The sequence below is a fragment of the Pseudomonas sp. JV449 genome, assembly GCF_032424295.1.
Classification (GTDB): Bacteria; Pseudomonadota; Gammaproteobacteria; order Pseudomonadales; family Pseudomonadaceae; genus Aquipseudomonas; species Aquipseudomonas marginalis.
Genome location: NZ_VYKD01000005.1, coordinates 23393 through 49886, shown reverse-complemented (window position 1 = coordinate 49886; position 26494 = coordinate 23393). Strand labels below are relative to the sequence as shown.

Below are 26494 nucleotides of genomic sequence, written 5' to 3'. Positions count from 1 at the left end.
TTATTTCCCCTCTTCCAGGATTCGATACTCAGCGCTACGGGCGTGGGCGCTCAGGGATTCACCACGGGCCAGCACCGAGGCGGTCTTGCCCAACTCGGACGCGCCTTGTGGCGAGCAGAAGATGATCGACGAACGCTTCTGGAAGTCATACACCCCCAGCGGCGACGAGAAGCGCGCGGTGCCAGAGGTTGGCAAGACGTGGTTGGGGCCGGCGCAGTAGTCGCCCAGGGCTTCGCTGGTGTGGCGGCCCATGAAGATCGCACCCGCATGGCGAATCGACGGCAGCCAGGCCTGTGGATCGGCCACGGACAGCTCCAGGTGCTCCGGCGCGATACGGTTGGCCACTTCGATAGCCTGCTCCATGTCACGCACCAGGATCAGCGCGCCACGGCCATTGATCGATTTCTCGATGATCTCGGCACGGTCCATGGTCGGCAGCAGCTTATTGATGCTGGCGGCGACCTTGTCGAGGAACTCGGCGTCCGGGCTGACCAGGATCGCCTGGGCGTCCTCATCGTGCTCGGCCTGGGAGAACAGGTCCATGGCGATCCAGTCCGGGTCGGTCTGTCCGTCGCACACCACGAGGATTTCCGAAGGGCCAGCGATCATGTCGATACCGACCTGGCCGAACACGTGGCGCTTGGCAGTGGCCACGTAGATGTTGCCGGGGCCGACCACCTTGTCGACCTTCGGCACGCTTTCGGTGCCATAAGCCAGGGCGGCAACCGCTTGGGCACCGCCGATGGTAAACACGCGGTCGACACCGGCAATGCAGGCGGCAGCCAGTACCAGTTCGTTGATTTCACCGCGCGGGGTCGGTACCACCATGACCACTTCGGTGACGCCGGCCACCTTGGCGGGAATCGCGTTCATCAACACCGACGAGGGGTACGAGGCCTTACCACCCGGCACGTACAAGCCGGCACGGTCCAGGGGCGTGACCTTCTGGCCCAGTACGGTGCCGTCAGCCTCGGTATAGCTCCAGGAGTCCTGCTTCTGTTTTTCGTGGTAGCTGCGCACTCGGGTCGCGGCGACTTCGAGGGCCTGGCGCTGGGGCGCGGTGATGCGCGTCAGGGCCAGTTCCAGGCGTTCGCGGGGCAGGATCAGGTCGGACATGGACTTGACGTCCAGACCGTCGAACTGCCGGGTGAAATCCACCAGCGCCGCATCACCGCGCTCGCGCACGGCCTTGATAATGTCGAGGACCCGCTGGTTGACCGAGTCGTCGGACACGCTTTCCCAGCTCAGCAGATGATCCAGATGATGGGCGAAATCCGGGTCGGCAGCGTTGAGTCGGGCAATTGTGGACGTGGTCATAGCGAGGGCCTCAATAGAATTGGCAAAAACTCAGGCACCCTAAACTAGCAGTCGTTTCCGCTTGGGCACCTGAGAATTCTGGCTATGAGGCGGATAGACGGGCGCAGCTTTTCAGCTACGCGGGTGAGTCAACCGCGGTGTCGAGACTCCACTGCCTGGCGCAGGGTGTCGATCAACGCCTGGATACGGGCGTGCTGCATCTTCATCGACGCTTTGTTGACGATCAGCCGAGAGCTGATGTCGGCGATAAAGTCCTGTGGTTCGAGACCGTTGGCACGCAGGGTGTTGCCGGTGTCGACCACGTCGATGATCTTGTCGGCCAGGCCGATCAGCGGCGCCAGCTCCATCGAGCCGTAGAGCTTGATGATGTCGACCTGGCGGCCTTGCTCGGCGTAGTAGCGCTTGGCGACGTTGACGAACTTGGTGGCCACGCGCAGGCGGCCCTTAGGCTCGACATCACCGACACGGCCGGCGGTCATCAGCTTGCACAGGGCAATGCGCAGGTCCAGCGGCTCGTACAGGCCTTGGCCGCCGTATTCCATCAACACGTCTTTACCGGCGACACCGAGGTCGGCCGCGCCATGTTCAACATAGGTCGGCACGTCGGTAGCCCGTACGATCAGCAGGCGAACGTCGTCCTGGGTCGTTGGGATGATCAGCTTGCGGCTCTTGTCCGGATTCTCGGTCGGCACGATGCCCGCTTCAGCCAGAAGCGGCAAAGTGTCGTCAAGGATGCGGCCCTTGGACAGTGCGATGGTCAACATGGGAAACGTCAGTCCTTCATCAGGCTATTGCTGTCCGGTCGCAAACGGCGCCAGACACAGATCGAGGCCATGACAGCCTCGATTTGAAACAAACCAGTGTCTGTAGGAGCGAGCTTGCTCGCGAAAAACGTCAACGATAACGCGTTTATTCAGACTCAACGCGGTGCCCACGAGTTCTTCGCGAGCAAGCTCGCTCCTACAATGCAGAGGGACTAGCCCGGTACGCGGCGGATTTTCGCGCCGAGCATCTGCAGTTTTTCTTCGATGCACTCGTAACCACGGTCTATGTGGTAGATGCGGTCGATCAGGGTATCGCCTTCGGCGATCAGCGCCGAGATCACCAGGCTGGCCGAAGCGCGCAGGTCGGTAGCCATGACTGGCGCGCCCTTGAGCTTCTCGGTGCCGGTCACGATGGCAGTGTTGCCTTCGACCTGGATCTTCGCGCCCATGCGGTGCAGTTCGTACACGTGCATGAAACGGTTTTCGAAGATGGTCTCGATCACGGCCCCCGTGCCTTCGGCAATGGCGTTCAAGGAGATGAACTGCGCCTGCATGTCGGTCGGGAACGCCGGGTACGGAGCGGTACGCACGTTAACGGCTTTTGGCCGCTTGCCGTGCATGTTCAGCTCGATCCAGTCTTCACCGGTGGTGATTTCGGCACCGGCTTCGCGCAGTTTTTCCAGGACCGCTTCCAGGATGGTCGGATCGGTGTCCTTGACCTTGACGCGACCACCGGTGACGGCGGCAGCAACCAGGTAGGTACCGGTCTCGATGCGGTCCGGCATCACTTTGTAGGTGGCCGGGTGCAGGCGTTTCACACCGTCGATGGTGATGGTGTCGGTGCCGGCGCCGGTGATGTTGGCACCCATGGCGATCAGGAAGTTGGCCAGGTCGACCACTTCAGGCTCGCGCGCAGCGTTTTGCAGCACACTGCGGCCGTTGGCCAGGGCGGCAGCCATCATGATGTTCTCGGTACCGGTCACACTGACGGTATCAAAGAAGAAGTTGGCGCCACGCAGGCCGCCTTCCGGCGCCTTGGCCTTGATGTAGCCGCCTTCGACGTCGATGGTCGCGCCCATGGCCTCGAGGCCACGGATGTGCAGGTCCACCGGACGCGAGCCAATGGCGCAACCGCCAGGCAATGCGACTTCGGCTTCGCCGAAACGGGCGACCATCGGGCCCAGTACCAGGATCGACGCACGCATGGTCTTCACCAGTTCGTACGGGGCGATCAGGGTCTTGATGGTGCGCGGATCGATTTCGACGGACAGCTTCTCGTCGATTACCGGCTCGATACCCATGCGACCAAACAGCTCGATCATGGTGGTGATGTCGTGCAGGTGCGGCAGGTTGGCCACGGTCACAGGGCCATCGCACAGCAGGGTCGCAGCCAGGATCGGCAAGGCAGAGTTTTTCGCACCGGAAATGCGAATCTCGCCATCAAGGCGGGCACCGCCGGTAATAATCAATTTATCCATAAGAATCTCGACGCCTTGGGGGCTCAGGTGCGCTCGGCCCAGGCCGCGCGGCTGAAAAATTTCATAGTGACCGCGTGGATGCTGCCATCGGTGATCCACGGGTTCAAATGGGCATAGATCTGCTGCTGACGCTTGACCGGGCTGAGTGCCGCCAGTTCATCGCTAATCACGTTCAGCTGGAAGTTGCAGCCTTCGCCTTCAACTTCTACGTTCGTATCCGGCAGCTTTCCTTCGAGAAAGCTCTTAACTTCTAGGGCCTGCATGATCAACCTCTATCGGCGCCCAGTGCGCACGGGTCGCACATCATACAAAAAAGCCCCGCGCCTGCGAACCCCGCATAGCAGGACTCTGACGGGGGGCTTTATCGATAATGTGTATTAAGGATGCGCCAACAGCTCGGTCAAACCGGAAACTTCGGCGATTTCACGCATGTCTTCGGGCAATGCACGAAGGGTGACCGACTTTTTGGCCGCTTCGGCATCGCGCATGAAACACAGCAGCAACGACAAGCCGACACTGCTGGACTTGGTTACCGCCGAGCAATCCAGCACCAACGCAGGGGCCGTGCTGGTCTTGATCAGCGCCTGGCCCTGCTTGCGCAGGTCAGGCCCGGTGCGGTAATCGAGCACGCCGCTGAGGAACAGCTCGCCCGCGTCGCCGAGACGAACAGCCGACTCGGTCATTGGGCAGGTTTCCCAGCGGCTTTATCGGTCTCTTCCTTGGCCTTGGCGACTTCACCGGCCCAACCATTGATGGTTTTGTCCAGGTCGTTGCCATTGCGCTGCATGGCGTCGGCGAACTGGTCACGGAACAGCTTGCCGATGTTGATGCCATTGATGATCACATTGCGCAGTTTCCACTCGCCATTGATCTTCTCCAACGTGTACTGCACAGGGTAGACGGCACCATTGTTGCCCTTGACACTCATGTTGACACTGGTGCGGTCGCCCGACTCATCCCCGGCGGGAGCGACGGTAATGCCCTGGTTGTTGTACTCAAGCAAAGCGTTGCCATAGAACTGGAACAGGCCGCGCTTGAAGTTTTCCTGGAACGTCTGCATTTGCGCAGGGGTGGCCTTGCGCGAATATTTGACCGTCATGATGCTGCGCGAAATACCTTCAGCATCGACGACCGGGCCGACGATGGTATTCAGTGCTTCGTAGAATTTGCTCGGGTCTTGCTTGTACTGCTCTTTATTGGCAGTCAGGTCAGCCAACATCCTGTTGGTAGTGTCCTGCACCAGTTCGTGCGCAGAACCCGCTGCGTTGGCCATCAACGGCAGCGCTGCCAGCAGTACCAGGAGGCCACGTCGCAAGGTAGAGATCATGTACAGATTCCTCATTTGGCGTCTTTATTGACCGTATTGAGCAGGAATTTACCGATCAGGTCTTCAAGTACCAGCGACGACTGCGTGTCGTGGATGGTCGAGCCATCCTTGAGCAGGGCTGTTTCCCCGCCCACGCTGACACCGATGTACTTCTCGCCCAGCAGACCCGCAGTGAGGATAGATGCAGTGGAGTCGGTCGGCAGATTATCTACCTTCTTGTCCAGTTGCATCGTCACTCGCCCGGTGAAGCTGTCGCGATCCAGATCGATTGCCGTGACCTTGCCGATGGTCACACCGGCCATGGTCACTTTAGCTCTGACAGTCAAACCGGCGATATTGTCGAAGTACGCGTAAAGTTTATAAGTATCGGCGGTGGGGCTGGCCGAAAGGCCGCTGACTCGCAGGGCCAGCAACAGTAAAGCCAGGATGCCAGCCAGCAAGAAAAGGCCGACACCGATTTCCACAGTGCGGTTTTGCATCAGAAATCTCCAAACATCAAGGCGGTCAAAATGAAGTCAAGGCCCAGTACTGCCAACGAGGCGTACACAACGGTCTTGGTGGTGGCGCGACTGATCCCTTCTGAAGTGGGCTCACAGTCATAGCCTTGGAATACGGCGATCCAGGTCACTACAAAGGCGAAGACGATGCTCTTTATGATGCCGTTGAGCACGTCACCGCTGAAGGTCACGCTGTTTTGCATGTTGGCCCAGTAGGAGCCGTCATAGACGCCCAGCCAGTCCACCGCCACCCACGAGCCGCCCCAGATACCGACCACGCTGAAGATCATCGCCAGCAACGGCAGGGAAATAAAGCCGGCCCACAGGCGCGGGGCAACAATGTACTTGAGCGGGTCCACGCCGATCATTTCCAGGCTGGACAACTGCTCGGTGGACTTCATGTTGCCGATTTCGGCGGTCAACGCAGAACCTGCACGCCCGGCGAACAGCAACGCAGTCACGACCGGCCCCAGCTCACGCAGCAGCGTCAGGGCAACCATCTGCCCCACTGCCTGCTCCGAACCGTAGCTGGACAGGATATTGAAGCCCTGCAACGCCAGCACCATCCCGATGAACACCCCGGAGACCACAATGATCACCAGGGACATCACGCCCACCGAATGCAACTGCTTGATCAACAGGCCGAAGCCGCCACCAATGCCACCGCGGCCGAGCAACGCGTGGAACAGGAAAATCGTCGAGCGGCCCAGCACTTCGACGATGTCGATACCGGATCGACCGAAAAGGCGAACCTTCTCGATAAGAGATGTCTTGCGCATCAGCGCTTCCCCAGAAGGTCTGAGCGGTAATCCGCTGCCGGAAAGTGAAAAGGCACGGGGCCATCGGGATCGCCGGTCATGAATTGGCGAATACGCGGGCTGTCGGCGTTCATCAGTTCTTCAGGCGTACCCTGCCCCAGCACCTGGCCATCGCCGACTACATAAAGGTAATCGGCAATGCTCGCGGTTTCTGCAAGGTCGTGGGAGACCACGATGCTGGTGATACCCAGGGCATCGTTGAGCAGACGGATCAGGCGTACCAGCACGCCCATGGCAATCGGATCCTGGCCGACGAAGGGCTCGTCGTACATGAGGATCTGCGGGTCGAGGGCAATGGCGCGCGCCAGGGCCACGCGGCGCTTCATGCCGCCGGACAGTTCGTCGGGCATCAGGTCGATGGCGCCGCGAAGGCCCACGGCCTGCAATTTCAGCAACACAATGTCACGAATCATTTCATCGGACAGCTGGGTATGCACCCGCAACGGAAATGCCACGTTCTCGAACACATCGAGGTCGGTAAACAGCGCACCGCTCTGGAACAGCACCCCCATATGCTTGCGCGCATCGAACAGATCGCTGCGCGACAGTGTCGGCAGGTTCTGGCCGTTGACCCATACTTCACCGGCGCTGGGGCGCAATTGCATGCCCATCAGACGCAGCAGCGTGGTCTTGCCGCAACCGGACGGACCCATGATGCCCGTGACCTTGCCGCGGGGAATGCGAATATCGACGTTATTGAAGATGCTGCGCGTCCCGCGCTTGAAGGTCAGTCCCTTCAGCTCGACCGCGTAGGCGTTATCGGCACTCATCTAAACTCCTTGGGATGCAGCCTCTCACTCAGACACCATGCATGCGACAAACGTTTGCAACGGTGACGCATATAGATAGCCACATGGGCTGGGCGGACCGAACTGGCGGCGAACTATATCACTGCTGGTACAGGGCGCCCAAGGCCGGAACTGCGCTAGTTCAGTTTAAGGACAGGGAAAAAACGTTGCTGGCTATGTTACTGAGGATCGATCTCAGGCATTCGTTGAATAAAGCCTGACGAACTTGCGTGAGGGAATTGATCATTACCGCTATAATCGCCGACTTTTCGTCAGGCTATACGACTTCAGACATGAGCCAATCCAGCGACCTTATTCAATCCGCGCAACGCACCATCCGCCTCGAAGTTGAAGCCGTAGAAGGCTTGCTGGCCCATATCGACGCAGATTTCGTACGCGCCTGCGAGATGATCCTGGCCAGCAAGGGCCGTGTTGTCGTGGTTGGCATGGGCAAATCGGGCCACGTCGGCAACAAGATCGCCGCCACCCTGGCCAGCACCGGGACTACCGCATTTTTCGTGCATCCGGCCGAAGCCAGCCACGGCGACATGGGCATGATCACCAAGGATGACATCATCCTGGCGCTGTCCAACTCCGGCACCACCAACGAAATCGTGACCCTGCTGCCGCTGATCAAGCGCCTGGGCATCAAGATGATCAGCCTCACCGGCAACCCAGAATCCACCCTGGCCAAGGCCGCCGACGTGAACCTGAATGTTCACGTGGACCACGAGGCCTGCCCGCTGAACCTGGCGCCGACCTCCTCCACCACCGCCGCCCTGGTCATGGGCGACGCCCTGGCCGTGGCGCTGCTGGAAGCCCGTGGATTCACCGCTGAAGACTTCGCATTTTCCCACCCGGGTGGTGCCTTGGGCCGCCGCCTGCTGCTGAAAGTGGAAAACGTCATGCATTCGGGCGAGGAATTGCCCCACGTCCAGCGCGGCACCCTGCTGAAGGATGCGCTGATGGAAATGACCCGCAAGGGCCTGGGCATGACCGTGATCCTGGAAGCCGACGGGCGCCTGGCCGGGGTATTCACTGACGGTGACCTGCGCCGCACCCTGGACCGCACCATCGATATCCGCACCGCGACCATCGACGCCGTGATGACCCCCCATGGCAAGACTGCACGCCCTGAAATGCTGGCGGCCGAAGCTTTGAAGATCATGGAAGACCACAAGATCGGCGCGCTGGTGGTGGTCGATAGCGACGACCACCCGGTTGGCGCCCTGAACATGCACGACTTGCTGCGTGCGGGAGTGATGTAAATGACCAGCGACCTGTTGCAACGCGGCAAACACATCAAACTGGCGATTTTCGACGTTGACGGCGTGCTGACCGATGGCCGCCTGTACTTTCTCGAAGATGGCAGCGAATTCAAGACGTTCAATACCCTCGACGGCCAGGGCATCAAGATGCTGATGGCTTCGGGCGTGCAAACGGCGATTATCAGCGGCAGAAAAACCCCCGTTGTGGAACGCCGCGCACAAAACCTCGGTATTCCTCACCTGTATCAGGGCCGCGAGGATAAACTGGTGGTTCTGGACGAGCTTCTTGGCCAACTCAACCTAAGCTATGAGCAGGTCGCCTATCTGGGCGATGATCTGCCCGACTTGCCGGTCATTCGCCGAGTGGGCCTGGGCATGGCCGTCGCCAATGCGGCGACGTTTGTTCGCGAGCACGCCCATGGCGTCACCACCGCCCGTGGCGGCGAAGGTGCCGCCCGCGAGTTCTGTGAACTGATCCTGCGAGCCCAGGGCAGTCTTGAAGCGGCCCACGCCGCCTACCTATAGAGCGTTTTATGCTGAGTAAAAAGATTCGCAACTTCCTGCTATTCGGAGTCATCGCCGCACTGTTCCTCGCGGTGGGCTACTGGAATATCAGCCCGGGGCGCTTCCTCGACCAGCCTGCAGCGCAGGTTGAAGAAGGGGCTATCGACTATTACGCAACCAATGCCTACAGCGTGCAGTTCCTGCCTGACGGCAAGGTGCAGTACGAAATGACCTCGGACAAAGTCGAGCATTTGAAGGCCACCGAAGTCACCCTGCTGACTAACCCGGACCTGAACCTGTACCGCGGCACCGAGTTCCCATGGCATGTCACGAGCAAGCGTGGCGAGGTGAACCCGGACGGCACCGAGGTAGAACTGATTGACTCGGTACGCGTTGCGCGTACTGACGCCAAAAACCGTGACACCGTGATTACCAGCAGTCGCATGACCGTATTCCCACAGAAGCAATATGCGCAGACCGAGCAAGACGTTAGAATCGACGGCGCTGGCGGTGTATCGACTGGCAAGGGAATGAAAGCGTATTTGAAAGAAAGCAGGATACACCTGCTATCGAACGTAAGAGGACAGTATGAGGCTCGTTAAAACTCTCCCTATTTTGCTCGGTCTGGGCGCAGCACTGGGAAGCGTGAGCGCCTGGGCTCTGCCGAACGATAGCCAGCAACCGATCCACATCTCGGCTGACGATGCGCAGCTGGATGACAAGCAAGGCGTCGCCACCTATACCGGCGGCGTGATCATCACCCAGGGCTCGATGAAGATCACCGGCAACACGGTGACACTGACGCGCACCCAGGCGGGCGATATCGACGTGGTGACTTCGGTGGGCAACCTGGCTTACTTCGAACAGAAGCAGTCGGCTACCGACACCGGCCCGATGAAGGGCTACGGCAAGACCATCCAGTATCACGCCCAGCAGAATCGCATCGTGCTGATCGACCAGGCCAAGGTACTCAGCCCCGATGGCAACTCCACGGAAGGCGAGAAGATCACCTATGACACCGTGAAGCAGATCGCCAACGCCGGTCGCGCCAATGGCAGCAAGGTCACCGCGCCACGCCCACGTATCGACATGGTTATCCAGCCGAAGAAGAAGGCCGAGTAATGGCAACCCTGAAAGCCCAGCATCTGGCCAAGGCCTATAAAAGCCGTCAGGTCGTGCGCGACGTCAGCCTGTCGATCGACAGCGGCCAGATCGTCGGCTTGCTTGGCCCTAACGGCGCCGGCAAGACCACCTGCTTCTACATGATCGTCGGCCTGGTCCAGGCGGACCAAGGTCGCGTACTGATCGACGACCTGGATGTCAGCCACCAGCCAATGCATGGCCGTGCCCGCGCAGGTATCGGCTATCTTCCGCAGGAAGCGTCGATCTTCCGCAAGCTGTCGGTATCCGACAACATCATGGCCATCCTTGAAACCCGCAAGGAACTCGACCGTGAAGGCCGCCGCAAAGAATTGGAAAGCCTGCTCCAGGAATTCCACATCAACCATATTCGCGACAACCTTGGCATGAGCCTGTCCGGTGGTGAGCGTCGTCGCGTGGAAATCGCCCGCGCCCTGGCCACTGCCCCCAAGTTCATCCTGCTGGACGAACCGTTTGCCGGCGTCGACCCCATCTCGGTCGGCGACATCAAGCAGATCATCCACCACCTCAAGGCCAAGGGCATCGGTGTACTGATCACTGACCACAACGTGCGTGAGACCCTCGATATCTGCGAAACCGCGTATATCGTCAACGATGGCCAGCTGATCGCCGAGGGCGACTCTGCCACCATCCTGGCCAACGAACTGGTCAAGGAAGTGTACCTGGGTCACGAGTTCCGCCTGTAAGGCCGCCTGCAAAAACAAGGCGGCGGCAGGTCGTTTGCCCGACGCGCGGGAGTCAATGAAAACCTCCGGATTTTTATTGTTACCGCGCTCTAGGCAAAGCCCCCGATATCAGGCATATAATTTGCTTATGTTTGGCGCTCACGCGCCCTGTCGTGGATGGCGCATTGCGCCGGCGAATAAGGTGTTAAGCCCCTGCCATGAAACCATCGCTAGTCCTGAGAATGGGCCAGCAGCTGACGATGACACCGCAGCTGCAACAGGCCATCCGCCTGCTCCAATTGTCGACCCTGGACCTGCAACAGGAAATCCAGGAGGCCCTGGAGTCCAATCCGATGCTCGAACGCCAGGAAGAAGGCGACGACTTCGATAATGCAGACCCATTGGCCGACAACATCGAGCAAAAACCCAATTCCGACGTACAGGAACCCTCCTACCAGGAAACCGCCCCCACGGTGGATAACCTTGAGGAAGGCGATTGGAACGAACGCATTCCCAACGAACTCCCGGTGGACACCGCCTGGGAGGACGTCTACCAGACCAGCGCCAGCAGCTTGCCCAGTAATGACGATGACGAGTGGGACTTCACCACCCGCACTTCCGCCGGCGAGAGCCTGCAGAGCCATCTGCTGTGGCAACTGAACCTCGCGCCGATGTCGGACACCGATCGCCTGATCGCCGTGACCCTGATCGACTGCATCAATAACCAGGGTTACCTGGACGAGACGCTCGAAGAGATTCTCGAGGCCTTCGACCCGGAACTGGACATCGAGCTGGACGAAATCGAAGCGGTCCTGCACCGCATCCAACAGTTCGAGCCCGCCGGCATCGGTGCCCGCACCCTGAGCGAATGCCTGCTGCTGCAACTGCGCCAGCTGCCCGCCAAGACCCCATGGCTCGCCGAGGCCCAGCGCCTGGTCACCGACTATATCGACCTGCTGGGCAGCCGCGACTATAGCCAGTTGATGCGGCGCATGAAGCTCAAGGAAGACGACCTGCGCCAGGTCATCGAGCTGGTGCAAAGCCTCAACCCGCGTCCAGGCTCGCAGATCGAGTCCAGCGAAGCCGAATACGTCGTTCCCGACGTGATCGTGCGCAAGGACAACGAGCGCTGGTTGGTGGAACTGAACCAGGAGTCGGTGCCGCGCCTGCGGGTCAACCCGCAATATGCCGGTTTTGTGCGCCGTGCCGACACCAGCGCCGACAACACCTTCATGCGCAACCAGTTGCAGGAAGCGCGCTGGTTCATCAAGAGCCTGCAGAGCCGCAACGAAACCCTGATGAAAGTGGCCACCCAGATCGTCGAGCATCAGCGCGGCTTCCTGGAATATGGTGACGAGGCGATGAAACCGCTGGTCCTGCACGACATCGCAGAAGCGGTGGGCATGCACGAATCGACGATTTCCCGGGTGACCACACAAAAATTCATGCATACCCCACGGGGCATATATGAGCTGAAATACTTTTTCTCCAGTCATGTCAGCACATCCGAAGGCGGCGAATGCTCGTCCACGGCGATCCGCGCAATCATCAAAAAACTGGTTGCTGCGGAAAATCAGAAAAAGCCGTTGAGTGACAGCAAGATCGCTGGTTTACTGGAGGCACAAGGCATTCAGGTCGCCCGTCGAACCGTCGCCAAGTACCGCGAGTCCCTTGGGATCGCGCCTTCCAGCGAGCGTAAGCGTTTGATGTGACGGGCGGGCCACAGCGTTCCAGTGGTGGGTATTCCTACCCGCCGCTTTATGCACTGGCAACGAAGGAGAAGCTGTATGCAAGTCAACATCAGTGGACACCATGTAGAAGTCACCCCTCCACTACGCGACTACGTCGAGCAGAAGCTGAGGAAGCTTGAGGGTCATTTCGACAAGATCACCAACGTGCAGGTCATCATGAAGGTCGACAAGCTTCAGCAGAAAATCGAAGCGACTCTTCAGATACCCGGTGGAGAAGTGGTCGCCAATGCCGAACATGAAGACATGTATGCATCAATCGACTTGCTCACAGACAAGCTTGACCGCCAACTCAAAAAGCATAAGGAAAAGAATCTGAGCCTGCTTCAGGGCACAGGTCGTTAACTCTCCCCCCATGATCCGACTTGAAACCATCCTGACCCCCGGCCGTTCCCTCGTGAACGTGCCGGGCGGCAGCAAGAAGAAAGCCCTCGAACAAATTGCCAACCTGATCAGCAGCCAAGTGCCTGAACTGGAGATGCAAGATGTCTTTGAGGCTCTGATTGCCCGTGAAAAACTCGGCTCCACCGGTTTTGGCAACGGCATCGCCATTCCCCACTGCCGCCTCAAAGGCTGCGAGTCACCTGTCAGCGCCCTGCTGCACCTGGACGCACCTATAGATTTCGACGCGATCGACGGCGCCCCGGTAGACCTGCTGTTTGTTCTGCTGGTCCCACAGGCCGCCACCGATGCACACCTGGAACTGCTTCGGCAGATCGCAAGCATGCTCGACCGCAAGGAAGTACGCGACAAACTGCGCAGTGCCAGTAGCAACGAGGCGCTGTATCAAGTTGTCCTGGATGAGCAAAACGGGCAGTAATCATGCGTTTGATCATCGTCAGCGGCCGCTCCGGCTCGGGTAAAAGTACCGCCCTCAACGTCCTTGAGGACAACGGCTTCTATTGCATCGACAACCTGCCCGCCGGCCTGCTCCCGGAATTGGCGGAGCGGGCACTGATCCATACCGAATTGGCACAACCTCTGGTCGCCGTTTCGATTGACGCCCGCAACCTGCCGAGCCACCTCACGCGTTTTCCGGAATTGCTCGAAGAGGTGCGTGCCAAACACATTCATTGCGATGTGCTATATCTGGACGCCGACGAAGAAACCCTGCTCAAGCGCTTCTCAGAGACCCGTAGACGTCACCCCCTCAGCAGCCCACACCGCTCCCTGGCCGAAGCCATCGAGGATGAAACCAAGCTGCTCGGGCCGATCATTGACCTCGCTGACCTCAAGATCAACACCACCAGCCTCAACCTGTACCAGTTGCGCGATGCCATCAAGCTACGCCTGCTGAACCAGCCGGAGCCTGGCACTGCATTTCTGGTCGAGTCCTTTGGTTTCAAGCGTGGCATGCCGGTGGATGCCGACCTGGTGTTCGACGTGCGCTGCCTGCCCAATCCTTATTGGAAGCCGGAACTGCGCGACCAGTCGGGGCTGGATCAGCCTGTGGCCGATTACCTGGCCGCGCAACCGGATGTGGAGGAGATGTTCCAGGACATTTCCAGCTACCTGCTCAAATGGTTGCCGCGCTTTGCTGCGAGCAACCGAGCCTATGTCACCATTGCCATCGGCTGCACCGGCGGTCACCACCGCTCTGTCTACCTGACCGAGCGCCTGGGCCAGGTGCTGCAACAAACCCTCAAGAACGTCCAGGTTCGCCACCGCGACCTTAGCTGAAAGGAACACCCCCGCGATGCCCGCTCTGGAAATTGAAATCATCAACAAGCTGGGCCTGCATGCCCGCGCCTCGGCCAAATTCGTCGGTATTGCCGGGCAGTTCCCTTGCCAGATCCGCGCCGGGCGTACACCGGAGAGCATGGTCGATGGCAAAAGCATCATGGCGATGATGATGTTGGCGGCCGGCAAGGGCACCAAGATTCATTTGAGCACCGAGGGCGAGCAAGAGCAGGAAGCAATGGACGCCCTGGTAGCGCTGATCAACAACTTCTTTGATGAGGGTGAGTAGTAACCCCTATCCCCGCTGAGGCCTCACCCCAAGGCGGTATCCATCACCATCATCAAGCAGAACCCCATGCACAGCCCCAGGCTCGCGAGTTTTTCGTGACCGTTGCGGCGCGACTCCGGGATCACTTCGTGGGTGACCACCAACAGCATCGCGCCAGCAGCCAGTGCCAGGCCCAACGGTAACAGCACCTCGGCCAGGGTCACCAGCCAGGCGCAAAGCACGGCGAACACCGGCTCCACCAAGCCTGACGCGGCGCCGATCAGGAACGCCCTGATCCGCGACATCCCTGCCCCAGCCAATACCAGCGCAATGACCAGACCTTCGGGCACATCCTGCAAAGCAATGCCCATGGCCAAGCTATCGGCATCCGGCATGCCGCCGCCGGCTGAGACGCCAACCGCCATGCCTTCGGGGATGTTGTGGGCGATGATGGCAAACACGAACAGCCAGATACGCGGTGGAATCACCGGTTTATCCGGTGTGCCCACCAACATTTCCGGACTGGCGCCGGAGACCTTGCGGTCCACCAGATACAAACCGAATGCCCCCAGCATGATGCCGAAGCTGATCAGCCCACCTGCACCCCAGGGCGAAAGACCAAGGGCTTCGGCCGCAGCAATTCCCGGCACGACCAGCGAAAACGCGGTCGCCGCCAGCATCACACCGGCACCGAAGCCCAACAAGGTATCGCTCAACGCCACCGGCATCCGCCGAATCACCAAGACCGGAACCGCCCCCAGCGCCGTGCCAAGCGCGCAAATCGCCCCGCCCTGCAAGGCGCGCATGATGCGCGGCTCCAGATCCAGCCAGGCCAGCCCGTGGGCCACCAGCAATGCAGTACCTGCCAATAGCAGCAGCGAGCCAAACGCATAACGAAACATTCGCACGCTGCTGATCGCCAGTGTTTCAGTGCCCATAGTCGGCCTTAGATCTTGTTATCGAGGTGAATGTCAGGCCAACGCGGCCTGATAGCGTGCGGCAACTTCCGGCCAGTTGATGACGCTGTAGAACGCATTGATGTATTCAGGGCGACGGTTCTGGTAGCGCAGGTAATAAGCATGCTCCCAGACGTCCAGGCCGAGGATTGGCGTGTTGCCATTCATCAACGGGCTGTCCTGGTTGCCGCTGCTTTCCACTATCAGCGTCTTGTGCGGAGTGACACTCAACCACGCCCAACCGCTGCCGAAACGGGTCAAGGCGGCTTTGGTGAAGGCTTCCTTGAAACTGTCGAAACCGCCGAGTTGCTCTTCTACGGCTTTTCCCAACGCGCCGTCGGGCTTGCCGCCACCTTTAGGCGACATCACCGCCCAGAACAGTGAATGGTTGGCGTGGCCACCGCCTTGGTTGATGACGGCCGCACGCAGTTTTTCCGGCAGTTGCTGCACGCTGGACACCAGTTTCTCTACAGGCCAGCCCGCAAACTCGGTGCCCTCGACCGCCGCATTGAGGTTATTGATGTAGGTCTGGTGGTGCTTGGTGTAGTGAATCTCCATGGTTTGCGCATCGATATGCGGTTCCAGGGCATCGTAGGCATAGGGCAAGGCAGGCAAGGTGTAGGTCATATCAATGTGCTCCGTATTGAGACGTGGTCGGCTGCACCGCAGTACCGCCCAGCAAGCGATGGGTGCGCGGGTACTCACCGTGATCGCTGATGAAATTCAACAGTTCGACGTAAGTCTTACTGCTCTGGCGCAGGGCCGCTTCCCGCAGCTGCGGGCTCAGGCGCACGTCCTGCATGGCCTGGAGCAAGCGCTGGTGAATAGCGCAGAGGTATTCGGCGCTTTCCTCGGGCTGATTCAGGCGCAGGTGCAAATCCGCCAGGTTGTGATGGGAAATGACGCAGGCCGCCACTGCTTCGTCGGCATTCGCCCAGCGCTCGAACAGCACTTGAGCCAGGGCCAGGGCTTGCAGATAGGCCTCGCGAGCGTCAACCAATTCGCCCTGCATAAAGCAGCGATTGGCCCGTTCGATCGTGCGTTTCCAGTGCTCCATGGTGAGCCTCCAAAGCAGGGTCGGTGATTACACGCCGCCAGCCGTGAGTTTTTCCGGATCCAACAGGACTTCCAGTTGGCTACGGGGCAGGTCGGTGTGCTCAAGGGCCACCTCAATCACCGGACGGCCCTGCTGATAAGCTTTCTTGGCAATCTCAGCGGCCTTTTGGTAACCAATGATCGGGTTGAGTGCGGTGACCAGGATCGGGTTGCGCGACAGCGCTTCCTTGAGCTTGGCTTCGTTGACCTTGAAGCTGGCGATGGCCTTGTCTGCCAGCAGACGGCTGGAATTGGCCAGCAACTCGAGGCTGCTGAGCAGGTTCTGGGCAATGATCGGCAACATCACGTTTAATTCGAAGTTGCCGGATTGGCCGGCAACGGTGATCACCGTGTCATTGCCGATGACTTGTGCAGCGACCATGGCGGTCGCTTCCGGAATCACTGGATTGACCTTGCCTGGCATGATCGAAGACCCCGGCTGCAGGCCCTCCAGTTCGATTTCCCCCAGGCCGGCCAGCGGGCCGGAGTTCATCCAGCGCAGGTCATTGGCAATTTTCATCAGCGATACGGCGGTGGCTTTCAACTGGCCGGAGACGGCGACAGCAGTGTCCTGGGAGCCGATCAGCGCGAACAGGTTCTTGCCGGGGGTGAATTTCACACCCGCCAGGCTACTGAGCTGTTGACTGAAACGCGCGGCGAATTCCGGGTGCGCGTTGATCCCGGTGCCCACCGCCGTACCGCCCTGGGCCAAAGCCTGCAGGCTCGGCAGCAAATCTTGCAGATGGCCGATGTTGGCCTTGAGTTGCTGGGCCCAACCATTGAGCACCTGGCTCATGCGCACGGGCATGGCGTCCATCAGGTGCGTGCGGCCGGTCTTGATGAATGGGTGAACCTCTTCGGCTTTCTGCTCGATCACCTGCACCAGGTGCAGCAGGGCCGGCAGCGTTTGCTCGTGCAGCACCAGCGCAGCACTGACATGGATGGTGGTCGGAATGATGTCGTTGCTGCTTTGGCCGCAGTTCACATGATCGTTGGGATTGACCGCTTCGCCGAGCAAACGGCTGGCGAGCGTCGCAATCACTTCGTTGGCATTCATATTCGAACTGGTGCCGGAACCGGTCTGGAAGATATCCACCGGGAAGTGCCGCATGTAATCGCCTTCGAGCAAGCCTTGGGCGGCATCGACGATGGCTTTGCCCTGCCCTTCACTGATCTGCTTGAGGTCGACGTTGACCTTGGCAGCCGCCGCCTTGGCCAGGATCAGTGCGCGAATGAATTGCGCCGGCATGCGTTGGTGGCTGATCGGAAAGTTGTTCACCGCGCGCTGGGTTTGCGCACCGTACAAGGCCTCGGCGGGGACTTGCAGTTCGCCCATGCTGTCGCGTTCGATACGGGTGTTACTCATCGGAAGATCCTTGCACCAGGTCAGAAACGGAAATGGAGGGAAGCAGTTCGCAGGTCGCCAATTGCCAGGCAAAGGTCTGCCAGCGCTTGAGGCGGCAGGCACAGTGAGAGAGTTTTTCCAGGTCGCGCAGTGGGCGCCAGGCTTGATCCAGACACAGGGATCGCCAATGCCACGGCAGTGCAATATCGCTGGCGGTGTCGATCAGCAGGCGGAATGAGGTTTCAGCGATGGTCCACGGATGGGTCGCGGTACAGCACGCCAGGTATCGGCCCTCATTGAGGTAATGTTCGATCAGGCGAGGCTCATTGGGATCCAGACCACAGCGAATCTGGCGACTCATCCAGCGCCAGCTTTCCAGGTAAGGATCCTCATGCAGGACAGAACTCATGATCCACACTCATCCGGTAATGATATTTATTATTAAATGATATTGAGAATCAAAACAAGAGCAGCACCTCAATCCCCCTGAAACACGGCCACAAAAAAGGCGCGCCCTCCGTAAGAGGGCGAGCCTTTTTGTGCCGCTGTAGCGGGATTAGCTGCCTGCGACAGTCATCCGCTCGATCAGCACCGAGCCTGTGCGAATATTGCTGCGCAGCTCCAGGTCATTTCCCACGGCAACGATCTGCTTGAACATATCGCGCATGTTGCCGGCGATGGTCACTTCCTGGACGGCAAACTGAATCTCACCGTTTTCCACCCAGAAGCCCGCCGCGCCACGGGAATAATCCCCAGTGACCATATTCAGGCCATGGCCCATCAATTCGGTCACCAACAGACCACGTCCCATGCGACGCAACAGCGCCGCCTGGTCTTCATCACCATGGGTCACGAACAGGTTATGCACGCCACCGGCGTTGGCAGTGCTTGGCAGGCCGAGTTTGCGGCCTGAGTAGGTGCCGAGTACGTAAGACACCAGCTCCCCGTTTTCGACGAACGGCTTGGCATACGTGGCCAGGCCGTCCCCATCGAACGCCGAACTGCCCATGGCCCGCATCAAGTGCGGACGCTCATCAATGGTCAGCCAATCGGGAAACAACGTCTGGCCAATCGCCCCTTCAAGGAACGAAGACTTGCGATACAGGTTGCCGCCAGAAATGGCCCCCAGGAAACTGCCAAACAGACCGCCTGCCAGCTCCGCCGAAAACAGTACAGGCACTTCACACGTCGGCACCGGGCGCGCGCCCAGGCGGCTCGCGGCACGTTGTGCGGCACGCTGACCAATGCTGACCGGGTCTGCCAGCAACTCACCCTGACGACTTACGTCGTACCAGTAATCACGCTGCATCTGGCCATTGGCCTCGGCGATCATCACGCAGCTCAGACTATGGCGCGTGGACGCATACCCGCCGATAAACCCGTGGCTGTTGCCGTAGACGCGACAGCCCTGATGCGTGTTCAACGTGGTGCCATCGGCGTTCTTGATGCGGGCATCGGCATCGAACGCCGCCGCTTCGCAGGTCAGCGCCAGCTCGATGGCCCGTTCGGGCGTGATGTCCCAGGCATGGAACAGATCGAAATCCTTCAAGTCCTTGGCCATCAGCGCCTTATCGGCCAAGCCCGAGCTTTCATCCTCGGAAGTGTGCTGGGCAATCGCCAATGCCGCGGCAACCGTTTCGCGTATGGCCTCCGGACCGCTGGCCGACGTACTGGCCGAACCTTTGCGCTGCCCCACATACAAGGTGATGCCAAAGCCTTGGTCACGGTTGAATTCGACGGTTTCCACTTCCCGTTGACGTACCGACGTCGACAACCCCTGCTCCAGCGACACCGCCACTTCACAGGCACTGGCCCCCTGGCGCTTGGCCTCGGCAAGGATCTGCTCGACTTGTTCCTGCAGGGCCGGTAACGCTTGCGGACCGACGCTTTGGGCTGCACTCATGGTTTTCTCCACTCAAATTCTGCTTTCGGCTAAGGCCATCGAGCGACCGGGCCGGACAAGCGGCCCCCGACTGGTTATCATGGCGGCGTTTCTTTGCGGACTGCCACCATGGTTGATTCTTACGACGACTCCCTCGATGGGGAGAAAAGCAAAACCCAGGTCAAACGTGAGCTGCATGCTCTGGTTGACCTGGGCGAGCGCCTTACAACGCTCAAGAAAGACTTGATTGCAAAACTGCCACTGACCGACGAAATGCGCCGGGCGCTTGCGGACGCACCCAAGCACACCGCGAATATCGCGCGTAAACGGCACATCATGTTTATCGGCAAGCTGATGCGCGATCAGGACACTGACGCCATTCTCGCCTTGCTTGATCAAACCGATGCCTCCACTCGCCAGTACAACGAACGTTTCCATAACCTGGAACGTTGGCGTGACCGCCTGATCTCGGGCGATGACGCGGTGCTGGAGAAATTCGTGTTGGACTACCCGGACGCGGACCGCCAGCAACTGCGCTCCCTGATCCGTCAGGCCCAGCACGAGCAGGCGCATAACAAGGCGCCGGCCACCAGCCGTAAAATCTTCAAATACATCCGTGAGCTGGACGAGACTCAACGCGGCCTGCGTTGATGCCCTTCCCCGGGTGGCGGTCTTCGCCACCCGAAGCTCCCCCCTTACGACCCCGTGCCACCCACGGTGATCGCATCAATTTTCAGCGTTGGCTGGCCGACCCCTACCGGCACCGACTGCCCATCCTTCCCGCACATGCCCACACCACTGTCCAGGGCCAGGTCATTGCCGACCATCGACACCTTGCTCATGGCTTCCGGGCCATTGCCAATCAACGTTGCCCCTTTGACCGGCGCGGTAATCCTGCCGTCTTCGATCAGGTACGCCTCGCTGGTGGAGAACACGAACTTGCCGCTGGTGATATCCACCTGGCCGCCGCCGAGGTTGGCGCAGTAGATACCGCGTTTCACCGAGGCGATGATCTCCGCCGGGTCACTTTCGCCACCGAGCATGTAGGTGTTGGTCATGCGTGGCATCGGCAGGTGCGCATAAGATTCGCGACGGCCATTACCGGTGCGCGCAACGCCCATCAGGCGGGCATTGAGCTTGTCTTGCATGTAGCCCTTGAGCACACCGTTTTCAATCAAGGTGGTGCATTCGGTCGGCGTGCCTTCATCATCGACGCTCAGCGAGCCGCGGCGACCGGCCAGGGTGCCATCATCGACAATGGTGCAGAGCTTGGACGCAACCATCTCGCCCATGCGCCCGCTGTAGGCGGAACTGCCCTTGCGGTTGAAATCGCCTTCCAGGCCATGGCCCACGGCCTCGTGCAGCAATACGCCGGACCAGCCCGAGCCCAACACCACCGGCAGCGTGCCGGCCGGCGCAGGAATGGCTTCCAGGTTCACCAACGCCTGGCGCAAAGCCTCACGGGCATAGCCCATGGCACGGTCGTCGGTGAGGAAGTAACGGTAGTCGGTACGCCCGCCGCCGCCGTGGCCGCCACGCTCGCGGCGGCCGTTCTGCTCGACGATCACGCTGACATTGAAACGCACCAGCGGCCGTACGTCCGCCGCCAGCCCCCCGTCGGTGGACGCCACCAGGATGCGTTCCCACACACCGGCCATGCTCACGGAGACCTGCTGGATACGCGGGTCCAGAGCGCGAGTGGCCGCATCGATACGCTTGAGCAACTCGACCTTTTCCGCGCGGCTGATCACTTCCAGGGGGTTGTCCGGCGCATACAACTGCGCCACGTCCTGGGTACTGAACGCCTGTACCGTGCCATGTTGACCGGCACGGGAGATCGAACGCGCGGCACGTGCGGCCAGGCCCAACGCCTCCAGAGTGATCGCGTTACTGTAGGCAAAACCGGTCTTTTCACCGGATTGCGCGCGGACGCCTACGCCTTGGTCAAGATTGAAACTGCCTTCCTTGACGATGCCATCTTCCAGGGCCCAGGACTCGGAGATCTGCCCCTGGAAATACAGGTCGGCGGCATCGATGCCTGGCCCGGCCAGATCGCCGAGCACGGTTTGCAAGCTTTCGATGGTCACGCCACCGGGTGCCAGGAGGTGTTCACTGACTGAGGACAACAACTCGCTCATAGGTTTGGCCTTAAATTCATCGTTCTGAAGCAGGCCGCTGGGCGCCCTGCGAGAAAAAGCGCCGATGGTTGACCACCGGCATGCGCGCCCGTATCGACGCCTGTTCACTGCTATCGCGTTCGGCCAGCAACACCGCTTCGCCTTGATCCTGTTGTGCCAGCACCTGGCCCCATGGGTCGACGATCGCCGCATGACCATAGGTTTCCCGTGGCCCTGGATGCACACCGCCCTGGGCGGCCGCCAGCAGGTAACACTGGGTTTCGATGGCCCGTGCACGAATCAGCACATCCCAGTGGGCGGCACCGGTCACGGCGGTAAAGGCCGAGGGCGCAGTAATCAATTCAGCCCCCGCCGCGCGCAGCTCGCTGTACAGCTCGGGGAAGCGCAAGTCGTAGCACACCGTCAGGCCCAAACGGCCGACCGGCGTATCCGCCACCACCACGTTACTCCCGAAAGCATAGTCATCGGACTCCCGATAGCGACCCCGGGCGTCCGCCACGTCCACATCAAACAAATGCAGCTTGTCGTAACGGGCGACGACTTCGCCGCGATCATCGATCAGCAGCGAGCAGGCATTGGATTTGGCGTGCGGTTGATCCTTGGGCGGCAACGGCAGTGTGCCAGCCACTATCCATAAGGTGAGGTCGCGGGCGGTCTGTTTCAACCATGGCAGGATCGGACCTTCACCCAGCGCCTCGGCGCGGCCGATATCCGCCACGTCGCGGCGGCCCATGGCGGCAAAGTTTTCCGGCAGCACCGCCAGCTTCGCACCGCCGGCCGCCGCTTGTTCCAACAAGCGCCGGGCCTGGACCAGGTTGGCCAGCACATCGCTCTGACTGACCATTTGGATTACTGCAAAGGACATGGGCCGATACTCCGTAAAAGGCATGGGGCCATGCTACTCCACAGGCTCTCAGTTTGGTTTTTCAAAGGGCTTGTCGAAGGTGATTTTTGGATCCTTCCATGGGCCTTCCACCTTGTATTGCACGCTGGCGAAACGCGAAACACGGTCACCGATCAGCTTGTCGATCAGGAACAGTGCGCCACCAATCGCCGGCGCGCCCACGATCAGCGCGGCAATCGGCAGGTTGTTGGTCACCGGCAACGTCACCAGCAACTTCGCATCGACACGGTCAGCCACCAGGTCCAGGGTGCCGTTGAGCTCCAGGTTGCTCGACGGGCCGGTCATGGTGATCGGCTCGCGCGTCACGAACACGCCATTGCTGGCGACCAATTGGCCCTTGACCCGGTCATAACTCAAGCCCTTGCCCAGCAGGTCGGAGAAGTCCAGGCGCAGGCGGCGCCCGATGGAGTTGAAGTTGAGCAGGCCGAATACCCGCAGCGCCTGGGCGCCACCTTCCACCTCGACAAACTGACCTTTACGGAACGTCGCATCCAGGCTGCCGGAGAAACGTTTAGGCCCGACCCAGGCCGGCGAACCCGGCCACCGCCCATCCACATCCAGGTGGAAATCCTCGCTGGTGACCGTGGGCGCATAGCCCCAGCCTTTGAGTACATCGGCGATGTTCTTGCCGTCCAGGCGCCCCTTGTACCAACTGCTGCTGTCACCCGGGACACCTTCCCATCCGCCGGCGCCCTTGAGTTGCATGCCCTTGAGGCCCAGGTCCAGCGTATTGAAGGCCAGGCCTTTGGCCGTTGGCCGGATCTTGAGTGACCAGGCGCCAATCAGGTCCGGCCCCTGGAACAGCTGGTCAATGGCGATATCCAGCGCCGGAATATCCTTGGGATCGATACTGGCCAACGGGTCCGGTGCATTTTCATCAGCCTGTACCGTCGGGTCCACCGCCGGCAGCTTCACGTATTGCAGGTTGACCGCAATCGGCGCGCCCTTGGCATCCGGCAGGTTCACCGCCCCCTTGGCCTGCTGGCTGTCGAACTGTAAGCCCCAGGCAGCGGGCTTTCGATCCAACTGCAGGTTAACCTGATCGAACTGGGTACCCAGGCCGGTGAGCTTGCCAATCTTGAATTCGGCACCGCTCAGCAGCTGCTTGGCACTGCCACCTGGGTCATTGCCAGCATACTGGTTCACCAGTTTTTTCCACGGGTCGATATCCAGCTCCGAGAGTACGCCACGGATGCGCAAGCCCTTGGCGCCTGGCAGCACGGCATCGCCATCGCCAAGGAACAACTCGCCACGGCCGTCATTGAGTTTGTCCGGCGGCGCGGCAAAGGTGAAGTTGGCCAACTCACCGTAATCAAACCAGTAGCGGCGCTCAGCCCCCTGCAAGGTCATGCGGAATACGCTGTCACGTCCCTGGCTGGCCGGCATGCCGAACGGCGCCGGCAAGTCCACCGCAACGCCCTTGAGGTTGGAGCTGACCATCAGTTGGCTGTCGGCACCGTCCAGGTTGAGCTGTAACTGATACGAAATATCACCGGACACCGGCAACGGCTGACTGACTTTCAACCAATCCGTCAGACGCTTGACCGTCACCTGCCCCTTGGCAGCGACACGGGTGCTGATATTGCCTGGCTTGCCATCGGCAAAGATCTGCGCGGTGATCGGCCGGTCAAATGCCTGGGCGGTAATCTTTTCGCCGCTCAAGCCCTTGGCGCTATCGAAGCGGAAATTACCCTTGAGCTGCGTCAGGTCCAGAGGCGGTTCCGCCAATTGCAGGCGTGCCTTGTCAGTCTGGAAATCCACCACGATCCTGGGCTCGATGCCCTTGACCAGCGGAACGTCCAGATCCAGCGAGCCCTGCAGGTCTCCCTCGCCTTTCCAGCCGGCGAAGGTGGAGGCCGTACCAATTGGCGCTTCCTGGAGAATCTTCAGCCCATCGCCCAGGCCACCGGCAAAACCACCGGTAAGCAGCAGATGGCTTTCCTTGCCGGACGGCGCGTGGGGAATATTGACGTAGACGTCCTTGACCTTGGTGTCGAGCAACTGCCCCTTGCTGGCCAGGATGCGTACGCCCGTCTCTTCGACAAACACTTCACCATTGACCTTGTTCACATGGGGCCAACCCGGCTGGAACGCCAGTTCGGCGTCATGCACCTTGAAGAACAGGCTGATATTGCGCGCGGCCGGCAATGCGTCGTGGTTCAGCGAGCCCTGGTACTGGAAGAACCCCTGGTCCACCGCGCCCTTGAGAATTGCCGTTCGCAGCCACTCATCCAACGCGGGGCTCAGTACGGCCGGCAGGTATTTAGGGGTAAAGCGTCCATCGCCATCGACCATACCGACCCGCAGGTCCATATAGTCTTCCTGGCTATGGTCGAAATGCAGGCGAATCAGGAAATCGGCGGCGATCTTGCCCTCTTCCCCCAGCACCTTGATATACGGGGCGATCAGGGTGAAGCCTTGTTTATCCAGCTTCCACGTCAGGCGTGCATTGGCCTGGAGGTATTGCCAGGGCTTGGCGAAGATCGGATCGAGGTGCAGGGAAAAATCCTTGCTGTCCATGCGCAACTCGCCCTGGCCCAGGTCGCCGCTGATGCTGCCGGAAACGTTGCGTGCGGCCGGCGCACCGAAGTAGGCGTCAAACCCGACCCGCTCCAGGTTGGCGGCAAAGCTGACTTTTTGATCGGTGGTGTCTTGAGGACGGAAATCCACCAGCACATTACGCAGCAGGCCGGTGGCCTTCAGGTGCTCGACGGTCTTGGCGACGCCTTCCGGCAGCGGCGCCAGGGCGTTGAGCAACGGTGTGATGGGGGTCAGGTCAAGGCGGTCAGCCTGCAGCTTCCAGGCTTCCTGGTCCTTGTCGGTCGCCAGGGTCTGTTGCAATTGCAGGCGCGATTCCCATCGGGTCTCGCCCAGGTTCATCGCCAGGGAATCAAACAACACCTTCAAGCCGGTATCGCTGCGTTGCAGATAGGCCGTGAGTGCAAGGTTTTCGATATGCACCGGCTTGCGTTCGGCGTAGCTGCCCTTCACCTGCGGCGAGTTGAGGCGCACGACCGCACTTTGCACCGTGCCTTTACCCCAGTTCAGCCAGAACTCACCGCCGGCCTTGAACTGCGTGAGTTTCCACTGCTGGGTCAGCCTGGCGGGGATCCACTTGGCCCAGTCGCTCTGCGGCAGGCTCAGGTAGGCCTCGACTTCAGCGTCCTTCCACTGGCTCGCGCGAATGCGGCTGCGCAGGCTCAGGGCCAGGGGCTGGCCGTCGGGCAAGGTCAGGCGAGCGTCCAGGCGCTGGCGGGTGACGCCCGTGTGCAGGCTCAAGCCCACATACGTCAGGGTCAGCGGCGCCTGGTCGAACGGTTGCAGGGTGACCTGGCTGTCGAGCAGCGATACACGCTTGACCATCTGCATGCGCTTGAGCAATTGCTCCGGGTCCAGCGGCTGGTCGTCCTGTATCGGCAAGCCTTGCAGCGCCCAATGGCCGTCCTTGTCTTCCTTGGCGCTCAGTTGCAGGCCACTGACTTCCAGGTGCGCAATACGCACTTCGCGCGCCATCAGGCTGGCCCACATGTCCGGCACCACTTCGACCTGGTCCAGGCGCAAGGCACTGCTGCCCTCGCCGACCATTACGTCGTGGGCCAGCAACACGGGCGCAAAACCGCTCCAGCGGCCTTCAAGGCTGCCGATGTGCACAGGCATGTCCACCGCAGCCTGGGCCTTGGCTTCGATTTCCGCGCGGTATTCGGCCACCAGCGGGGTCAATTCACGCCCCAGGCTCACGTACACTGCCGCCAACACCAGCAGCAAGGCGCACAGCCCAAGGCCCCAACGGGTCAAAGCGGCAAAAAAGCGTGTCAGACGCTCCATGTCAGGCGACCCTCAAGGCAGTAGTCGGACTGCAGATCAAGGTCTGCGAGTCGCGTAAAAAGAAAG

The 26494-nt window shown here is 60.3% G+C and carries 29 protein-coding genes; 11 read left to right on the top strand and 18 right to left on the bottom strand.

The window, feature by feature from the left end; translation table 11 throughout:
• The 9 genes from hisD to F6S08_RS05430 form a co-directional block, all read right to left on the bottom strand.
• On the bottom strand, positions 1–1317 hold the full coding sequence (gene hisD / locus F6S08_RS05470; RefSeq protein WP_315871359.1) for a histidinol dehydrogenase: 1317 nt from the start codon (positions 1315–1317) through the stop codon (positions 1–3).
• 128 nt (positions 1318–1445) lie between these two features.
• Positions 1446–2081, bottom strand: a complete 636-nt coding sequence (gene hisG, locus F6S08_RS05465) for an ATP phosphoribosyltransferase (RefSeq protein WP_027604802.1) — start codon at positions 2079–2081, stop codon at positions 1446–1448.
• Positions 2082–2293: 212 nt separating this feature from the next.
• Positions 2294–3559: a UDP-N-acetylglucosamine 1-carboxyvinyltransferase gene (murA, locus tag F6S08_RS05460; protein ID WP_024073479.1), complete on the bottom strand. Its 1266-nt coding sequence runs from the start codon at positions 3557–3559 to the stop codon at positions 2294–2296.
• Positions 3560–3582: 23 nt separating this feature from the next.
• A complete protein-coding gene (locus F6S08_RS05455) occupies positions 3583–3822 on the bottom strand; it encodes a BolA family protein (protein WP_027604803.1) in 240 nt (79 codons plus the stop codon).
• A gap of 114 nt (positions 3823–3936) precedes the next feature.
• A complete protein-coding gene (locus tag F6S08_RS05450; RefSeq protein ID WP_065924287.1) occupies positions 3937–4242 on the bottom strand; it encodes a lipid asymmetry maintenance protein MlaB in 306 nt (101 codons plus the stop codon).
• A complete protein-coding gene (locus tag F6S08_RS05445; protein ID WP_065924288.1) occupies positions 4239–4886 on the bottom strand; it encodes a phospholipid-binding protein MlaC in 648 nt (215 codons plus the stop codon). Before F6S08_RS05445 ends, F6S08_RS05450 begins: the two co-directional genes overlap by 4 nt.
• An 11-nt stretch (positions 4887–4897) precedes the next feature.
• Entirely contained in the window at positions 4898–5365 is a 468-nt protein-coding gene (gene mlaD, locus F6S08_RS05440) for an outer membrane lipid asymmetry maintenance protein MlaD (protein WP_003171814.1), read from the bottom strand.
• On the bottom strand, positions 5365–6162 hold the full coding sequence (gene mlaE, locus F6S08_RS05435; RefSeq protein ID WP_010213107.1) for a lipid asymmetry maintenance ABC transporter permease subunit MlaE: 798 nt from the start codon (positions 6160–6162) through the stop codon (positions 5365–5367). The genes mlaD and mlaE overlap by 1 nt, the downstream gene beginning before the upstream one ends.
• Positions 6162–6971, bottom strand: coding sequence for an ATP-binding cassette domain-containing protein (locus tag F6S08_RS05430; protein ID WP_065924289.1), 810 nt, complete (start codon positions 6969–6971; stop codon positions 6162–6164). The genes mlaE and F6S08_RS05430 overlap by 1 nt, the downstream gene beginning before the upstream one ends.
• Positions 6972–7282: 311 nt before the next feature.
• On the opposite strand from F6S08_RS05430, the gene F6S08_RS05425 reads away from it, so the two are divergent.
• The 10 genes from F6S08_RS05425 to F6S08_RS05380 all read left to right on the top strand — a co-directional run bounded on the left by F6S08_RS05425 (position 7283) and on the right by F6S08_RS05380 (position 14304).
• On the top strand, positions 7283–8257 hold the full coding sequence (locus F6S08_RS05425; RefSeq protein ID WP_027604806.1) for a KpsF/GutQ family sugar-phosphate isomerase: 975 nt from the start codon (positions 7283–7285) through the stop codon (positions 8255–8257).
• A complete protein-coding gene (locus F6S08_RS05420; protein WP_027604807.1) occupies positions 8258–8782 on the top strand; it encodes a KdsC family phosphatase in 525 nt (174 codons plus the stop codon). It begins immediately after the preceding gene.
• An 8-nt stretch (positions 8783–8790) separates the two neighbouring features.
• Entirely contained in the window at positions 8791–9363 is a 573-nt protein-coding gene (gene lptC / locus F6S08_RS05415; protein WP_065924291.1) for an LPS export ABC transporter periplasmic protein LptC, read from the top strand.
• Positions 9350–9883, top strand: a complete 534-nt coding sequence (gene lptA / locus F6S08_RS05410; protein WP_027604809.1) for a lipopolysaccharide transport periplasmic protein LptA — start codon at positions 9350–9352, stop codon at positions 9881–9883. The genes lptC and lptA overlap by 14 nt, the downstream gene beginning before the upstream one ends.
• A complete protein-coding gene (gene lptB / locus F6S08_RS05405; RefSeq protein WP_027604810.1) occupies positions 9883–10608 on the top strand; it encodes an LPS export ABC transporter ATP-binding protein in 726 nt (241 codons plus the stop codon). The genes lptA and lptB overlap by 1 nt, the downstream gene beginning before the upstream one ends.
• Before the next feature lie 197 nt (positions 10609–10805).
• Positions 10806–12299 carry an RNA polymerase factor sigma-54 gene (locus F6S08_RS05400; protein ID WP_065924292.1) on the top strand — a complete coding sequence of 498 codons (1494 nt, stop codon included), beginning with the start codon at positions 10806–10808 and terminating at the stop codon, positions 12297–12299.
• A gap of 75 nt (positions 12300–12374) precedes the next feature.
• A complete protein-coding gene (hpf, locus tag F6S08_RS05395) occupies positions 12375–12680 on the top strand; it encodes a ribosome hibernation-promoting factor, HPF/YfiA family (RefSeq protein ID WP_027604812.1) in 306 nt (101 codons plus the stop codon).
• A 10-nt stretch (positions 12681–12690) separates the two neighbouring features.
• Positions 12691–13155 (top strand): PTS IIA-like nitrogen regulatory protein PtsN, encoded by a 465-nt coding sequence (ptsN, locus tag F6S08_RS05390; protein ID WP_065924293.1) that lies wholly within the window; start codon positions 12691–12693, stop codon positions 13153–13155.
• Positions 13156–13157: 2 nt separating this feature from the next.
• Positions 13158–14015, top strand: a complete 858-nt coding sequence (gene rapZ, locus F6S08_RS05385; protein WP_027604814.1) for an RNase adapter RapZ — start codon at positions 13158–13160, stop codon at positions 14013–14015.
• A gap of 16 nt (positions 14016–14031) precedes the next feature.
• The gene (locus tag F6S08_RS05380; protein WP_027604815.1) at positions 14032–14304 is read left to right on the top strand and encodes an HPr family phosphocarrier protein; all 273 of its coding nucleotides are present in this window, start codon (positions 14032–14034) and stop codon (positions 14302–14304) included.
• 23 nt (positions 14305–14327) lie between these two features.
• Here the strand turns inward: F6S08_RS05380 and F6S08_RS05375 are convergent, their stop codons facing one another.
• From F6S08_RS05375 to pmbA, 6 genes are all read right to left on the bottom strand, one after another.
• On the bottom strand, positions 14328–15221 hold the full coding sequence (locus tag F6S08_RS05375; protein ID WP_065924294.1) for a ZIP family metal transporter: 894 nt from the start codon (positions 15219–15221) through the stop codon (positions 14328–14330).
• Positions 15222–15254: 33 nt separating this feature from the next.
• Positions 15255–15866 carry a superoxide dismutase gene (locus tag F6S08_RS05370; RefSeq protein ID WP_065924295.1) on the bottom strand — a complete coding sequence of 204 codons (612 nt, stop codon included), beginning with the start codon at positions 15864–15866 and terminating at the stop codon, positions 15255–15257.
• A gap of 1 nt (position 15867) precedes the next feature.
• Entirely contained in the window at positions 15868–16296 is a 429-nt protein-coding gene (locus F6S08_RS05365) for a hypothetical protein (protein ID WP_024073462.1), read from the bottom strand.
• 27 nt (positions 16297–16323) lie between these two features.
• Positions 16324–17700, bottom strand: a complete 1377-nt coding sequence (locus tag F6S08_RS05360) for a class II fumarate hydratase (protein WP_065947116.1) — start codon at positions 17698–17700, stop codon at positions 16324–16326.
• A complete protein-coding gene (locus tag F6S08_RS05355) occupies positions 17693–18088 on the bottom strand; it encodes a hypothetical protein (protein ID WP_027604820.1) in 396 nt (131 codons plus the stop codon). Before F6S08_RS05355 ends, F6S08_RS05360 begins: the two co-directional genes overlap by 8 nt.
• Before the next feature lie 147 nt (positions 18089–18235).
• The gene (pmbA, locus tag F6S08_RS05350; RefSeq protein WP_065924297.1) at positions 18236–19582 is read right to left on the bottom strand and encodes a metalloprotease PmbA; all 1347 of its coding nucleotides are present in this window, start codon (positions 19580–19582) and stop codon (positions 18236–18238) included.
• 108 nt (positions 19583–19690) lie between these two features.
• Between pmbA and yjgA the strand changes: the two genes are divergently transcribed.
• The gene (yjgA, locus tag F6S08_RS05345) at positions 19691–20212 is read left to right on the top strand and encodes a ribosome biogenesis factor YjgA (protein WP_017138246.1); all 522 of its coding nucleotides are present in this window, start codon (positions 19691–19693) and stop codon (positions 20210–20212) included.
• 44 nt (positions 20213–20256) lie between these two features.
• Here yjgA and tldD read toward each other — a convergent pair whose 3' ends face one another.
• The 3 genes from tldD to F6S08_RS05330 are packed head-to-tail and all read right to left on the bottom strand — an operon-like array spanning position 20257 to position 26428.
• Complete coding sequence (gene tldD / locus F6S08_RS05340) at positions 20257–21699, bottom strand: metalloprotease TldD (protein WP_065924298.1); 1443 nt, start codon at positions 21697–21699, stop codon at positions 20257–20259.
• Positions 21700–21715: 16 nt separating this feature from the next.
• Positions 21716–22564 (bottom strand): carbon-nitrogen hydrolase family protein, encoded by an 849-nt coding sequence (locus F6S08_RS05335; RefSeq protein ID WP_065924299.1) that lies wholly within the window; start codon positions 22562–22564, stop codon positions 21716–21718.
• Positions 22565–22612: 48 nt separating this feature from the next.
• Positions 22613–26428, bottom strand: coding sequence for a YhdP family protein (locus F6S08_RS05330; RefSeq protein WP_065924300.1), 3816 nt, complete (start codon positions 26426–26428; stop codon positions 22613–22615).
• Positions 26429–26494: the final 66 nt, after the last annotated feature.

What these genes read in the sequence shown, in the direction of transcription:
- F6S08_RS05445 (WP_065924288.1), bottom strand. Translation starts at nt 4,886, where the DNA reads ATGATCTCTACCTTGCGACGTGGCCTCCTGGTACTGCTGGCAGCGCTG.
- pmbA (WP_065924297.1), bottom strand. Translation starts at nt 19,582, where the DNA reads ATGAGTGCAGCCCAAAGCGTCGGTCCGCAAGCGTTACCGGCCCTGCAG.
- F6S08_RS05450 (WP_065924287.1), bottom strand. Translation starts at nt 4,242, where the DNA reads ATGACCGAGTCGGCTGTTCGTCTCGGCGACGCGGGCGAGCTGTTCCTC.
- F6S08_RS05370 (WP_065924295.1), bottom strand. Translation starts at nt 15,866, where the DNA reads ATGACCTACACCTTGCCTGCCTTGCCCTATGCCTACGATGCCCTGGAA.
- F6S08_RS05335 (WP_065924299.1), bottom strand. Translation starts at nt 22,564, where the DNA reads ATGTCCTTTGCAGTAATCCAAATGGTCAGTCAGAGCGATGTGCTGGCC.
- tldD (WP_065924298.1), bottom strand. Translation starts at nt 21,699, where the DNA reads ATGAGCGAGTTGTTGTCCTCAGTCAGTGAACACCTCCTGGCACCCGGT.
- lptA (WP_027604809.1), top strand. Translation starts at nt 9,350, where the DNA reads ATGAGGCTCGTTAAAACTCTCCCTATTTTGCTCGGTCTGGGCGCAGCA.
- F6S08_RS05425 (WP_027604806.1), top strand. Translation starts at nt 7,283, where the DNA reads ATGAGCCAATCCAGCGACCTTATTCAATCCGCGCAACGCACCATCCGC.
- mlaD (WP_003171814.1), bottom strand. Translation starts at nt 5,365, where the DNA reads ATGCAAAACCGCACTGTGGAAATCGGTGTCGGCCTTTTCTTGCTGGCT.
- F6S08_RS05430 (WP_065924289.1), bottom strand. Translation starts at nt 6,971, where the DNA reads ATGAGTGCCGATAACGCCTACGCGGTCGAGCTGAAGGGACTGACCTTC.
- F6S08_RS05375 (WP_065924294.1), bottom strand. Translation starts at nt 15,221, where the DNA reads ATGGGCACTGAAACACTGGCGATCAGCAGCGTGCGAATGTTTCGTTAT.
- murA (WP_024073479.1), bottom strand. Translation starts at nt 3,559, where the DNA reads ATGGATAAATTGATTATTACCGGCGGTGCCCGCCTTGATGGCGAGATT.
- lptC (WP_065924291.1), top strand. Translation starts at nt 8,791, where the DNA reads ATGCTGAGTAAAAAGATTCGCAACTTCCTGCTATTCGGAGTCATCGCC.
- hisD (WP_315871359.1), bottom strand. Translation starts at nt 1,317, where the DNA reads ATGACCACGTCCACAATTGCCCGACTCAACGCTGCCGACCCGGATTTC.
- yjgA (WP_017138246.1), top strand. Translation starts at nt 19,691, where the DNA reads ATGGTTGATTCTTACGACGACTCCCTCGATGGGGAGAAAAGCAAAACC.
- hpf (WP_027604812.1), top strand. Translation starts at nt 12,375, where the DNA reads ATGCAAGTCAACATCAGTGGACACCATGTAGAAGTCACCCCTCCACTA.
- F6S08_RS05365 (WP_024073462.1), bottom strand. Translation starts at nt 16,296, where the DNA reads ATGGAGCACTGGAAACGCACGATCGAACGGGCCAATCGCTGCTTTATG.
- F6S08_RS05400 (WP_065924292.1), top strand. Translation starts at nt 10,806, where the DNA reads ATGAAACCATCGCTAGTCCTGAGAATGGGCCAGCAGCTGACGATGACA.
- F6S08_RS05355 (WP_027604820.1), bottom strand. Translation starts at nt 18,088, where the DNA reads ATGAGTTCTGTCCTGCATGAGGATCCTTACCTGGAAAGCTGGCGCTGG.
- ptsN (WP_065924293.1), top strand. Translation starts at nt 12,691, where the DNA reads ATGATCCGACTTGAAACCATCCTGACCCCCGGCCGTTCCCTCGTGAAC.
- F6S08_RS05420 (WP_027604807.1), top strand. Translation starts at nt 8,258, where the DNA reads ATGACCAGCGACCTGTTGCAACGCGGCAAACACATCAAACTGGCGATT.
- lptB (WP_027604810.1), top strand. Translation starts at nt 9,883, where the DNA reads ATGGCAACCCTGAAAGCCCAGCATCTGGCCAAGGCCTATAAAAGCCGT.
- F6S08_RS05380 (WP_027604815.1), top strand. Translation starts at nt 14,032, where the DNA reads ATGCCCGCTCTGGAAATTGAAATCATCAACAAGCTGGGCCTGCATGCC.
- hisG (WP_027604802.1), bottom strand. Translation starts at nt 2,081, where the DNA reads ATGTTGACCATCGCACTGTCCAAGGGCCGCATCCTTGACGACACTTTG.
- mlaE (WP_010213107.1), bottom strand. Translation starts at nt 6,162, where the DNA reads ATGCGCAAGACATCTCTTATCGAGAAGGTTCGCCTTTTCGGTCGATCC.
- rapZ (WP_027604814.1), top strand. Translation starts at nt 13,158, where the DNA reads ATGCGTTTGATCATCGTCAGCGGCCGCTCCGGCTCGGGTAAAAGTACC.
- F6S08_RS05360 (WP_065947116.1), bottom strand. Translation starts at nt 17,700, where the DNA reads ATGAGTAACACCCGTATCGAACGCGACAGCATGGGCGAACTGCAAGTC.
- F6S08_RS05455 (WP_027604803.1), bottom strand. Translation starts at nt 3,822, where the DNA reads ATGCAGGCCCTAGAAGTTAAGAGCTTTCTCGAAGGAAAGCTGCCGGAT.
- F6S08_RS05330 (WP_065924300.1), bottom strand. Translation starts at nt 26,428, where the DNA reads ATGGAGCGTCTGACACGCTTTTTTGCCGCTTTGACCCGTTGGGGCCTT.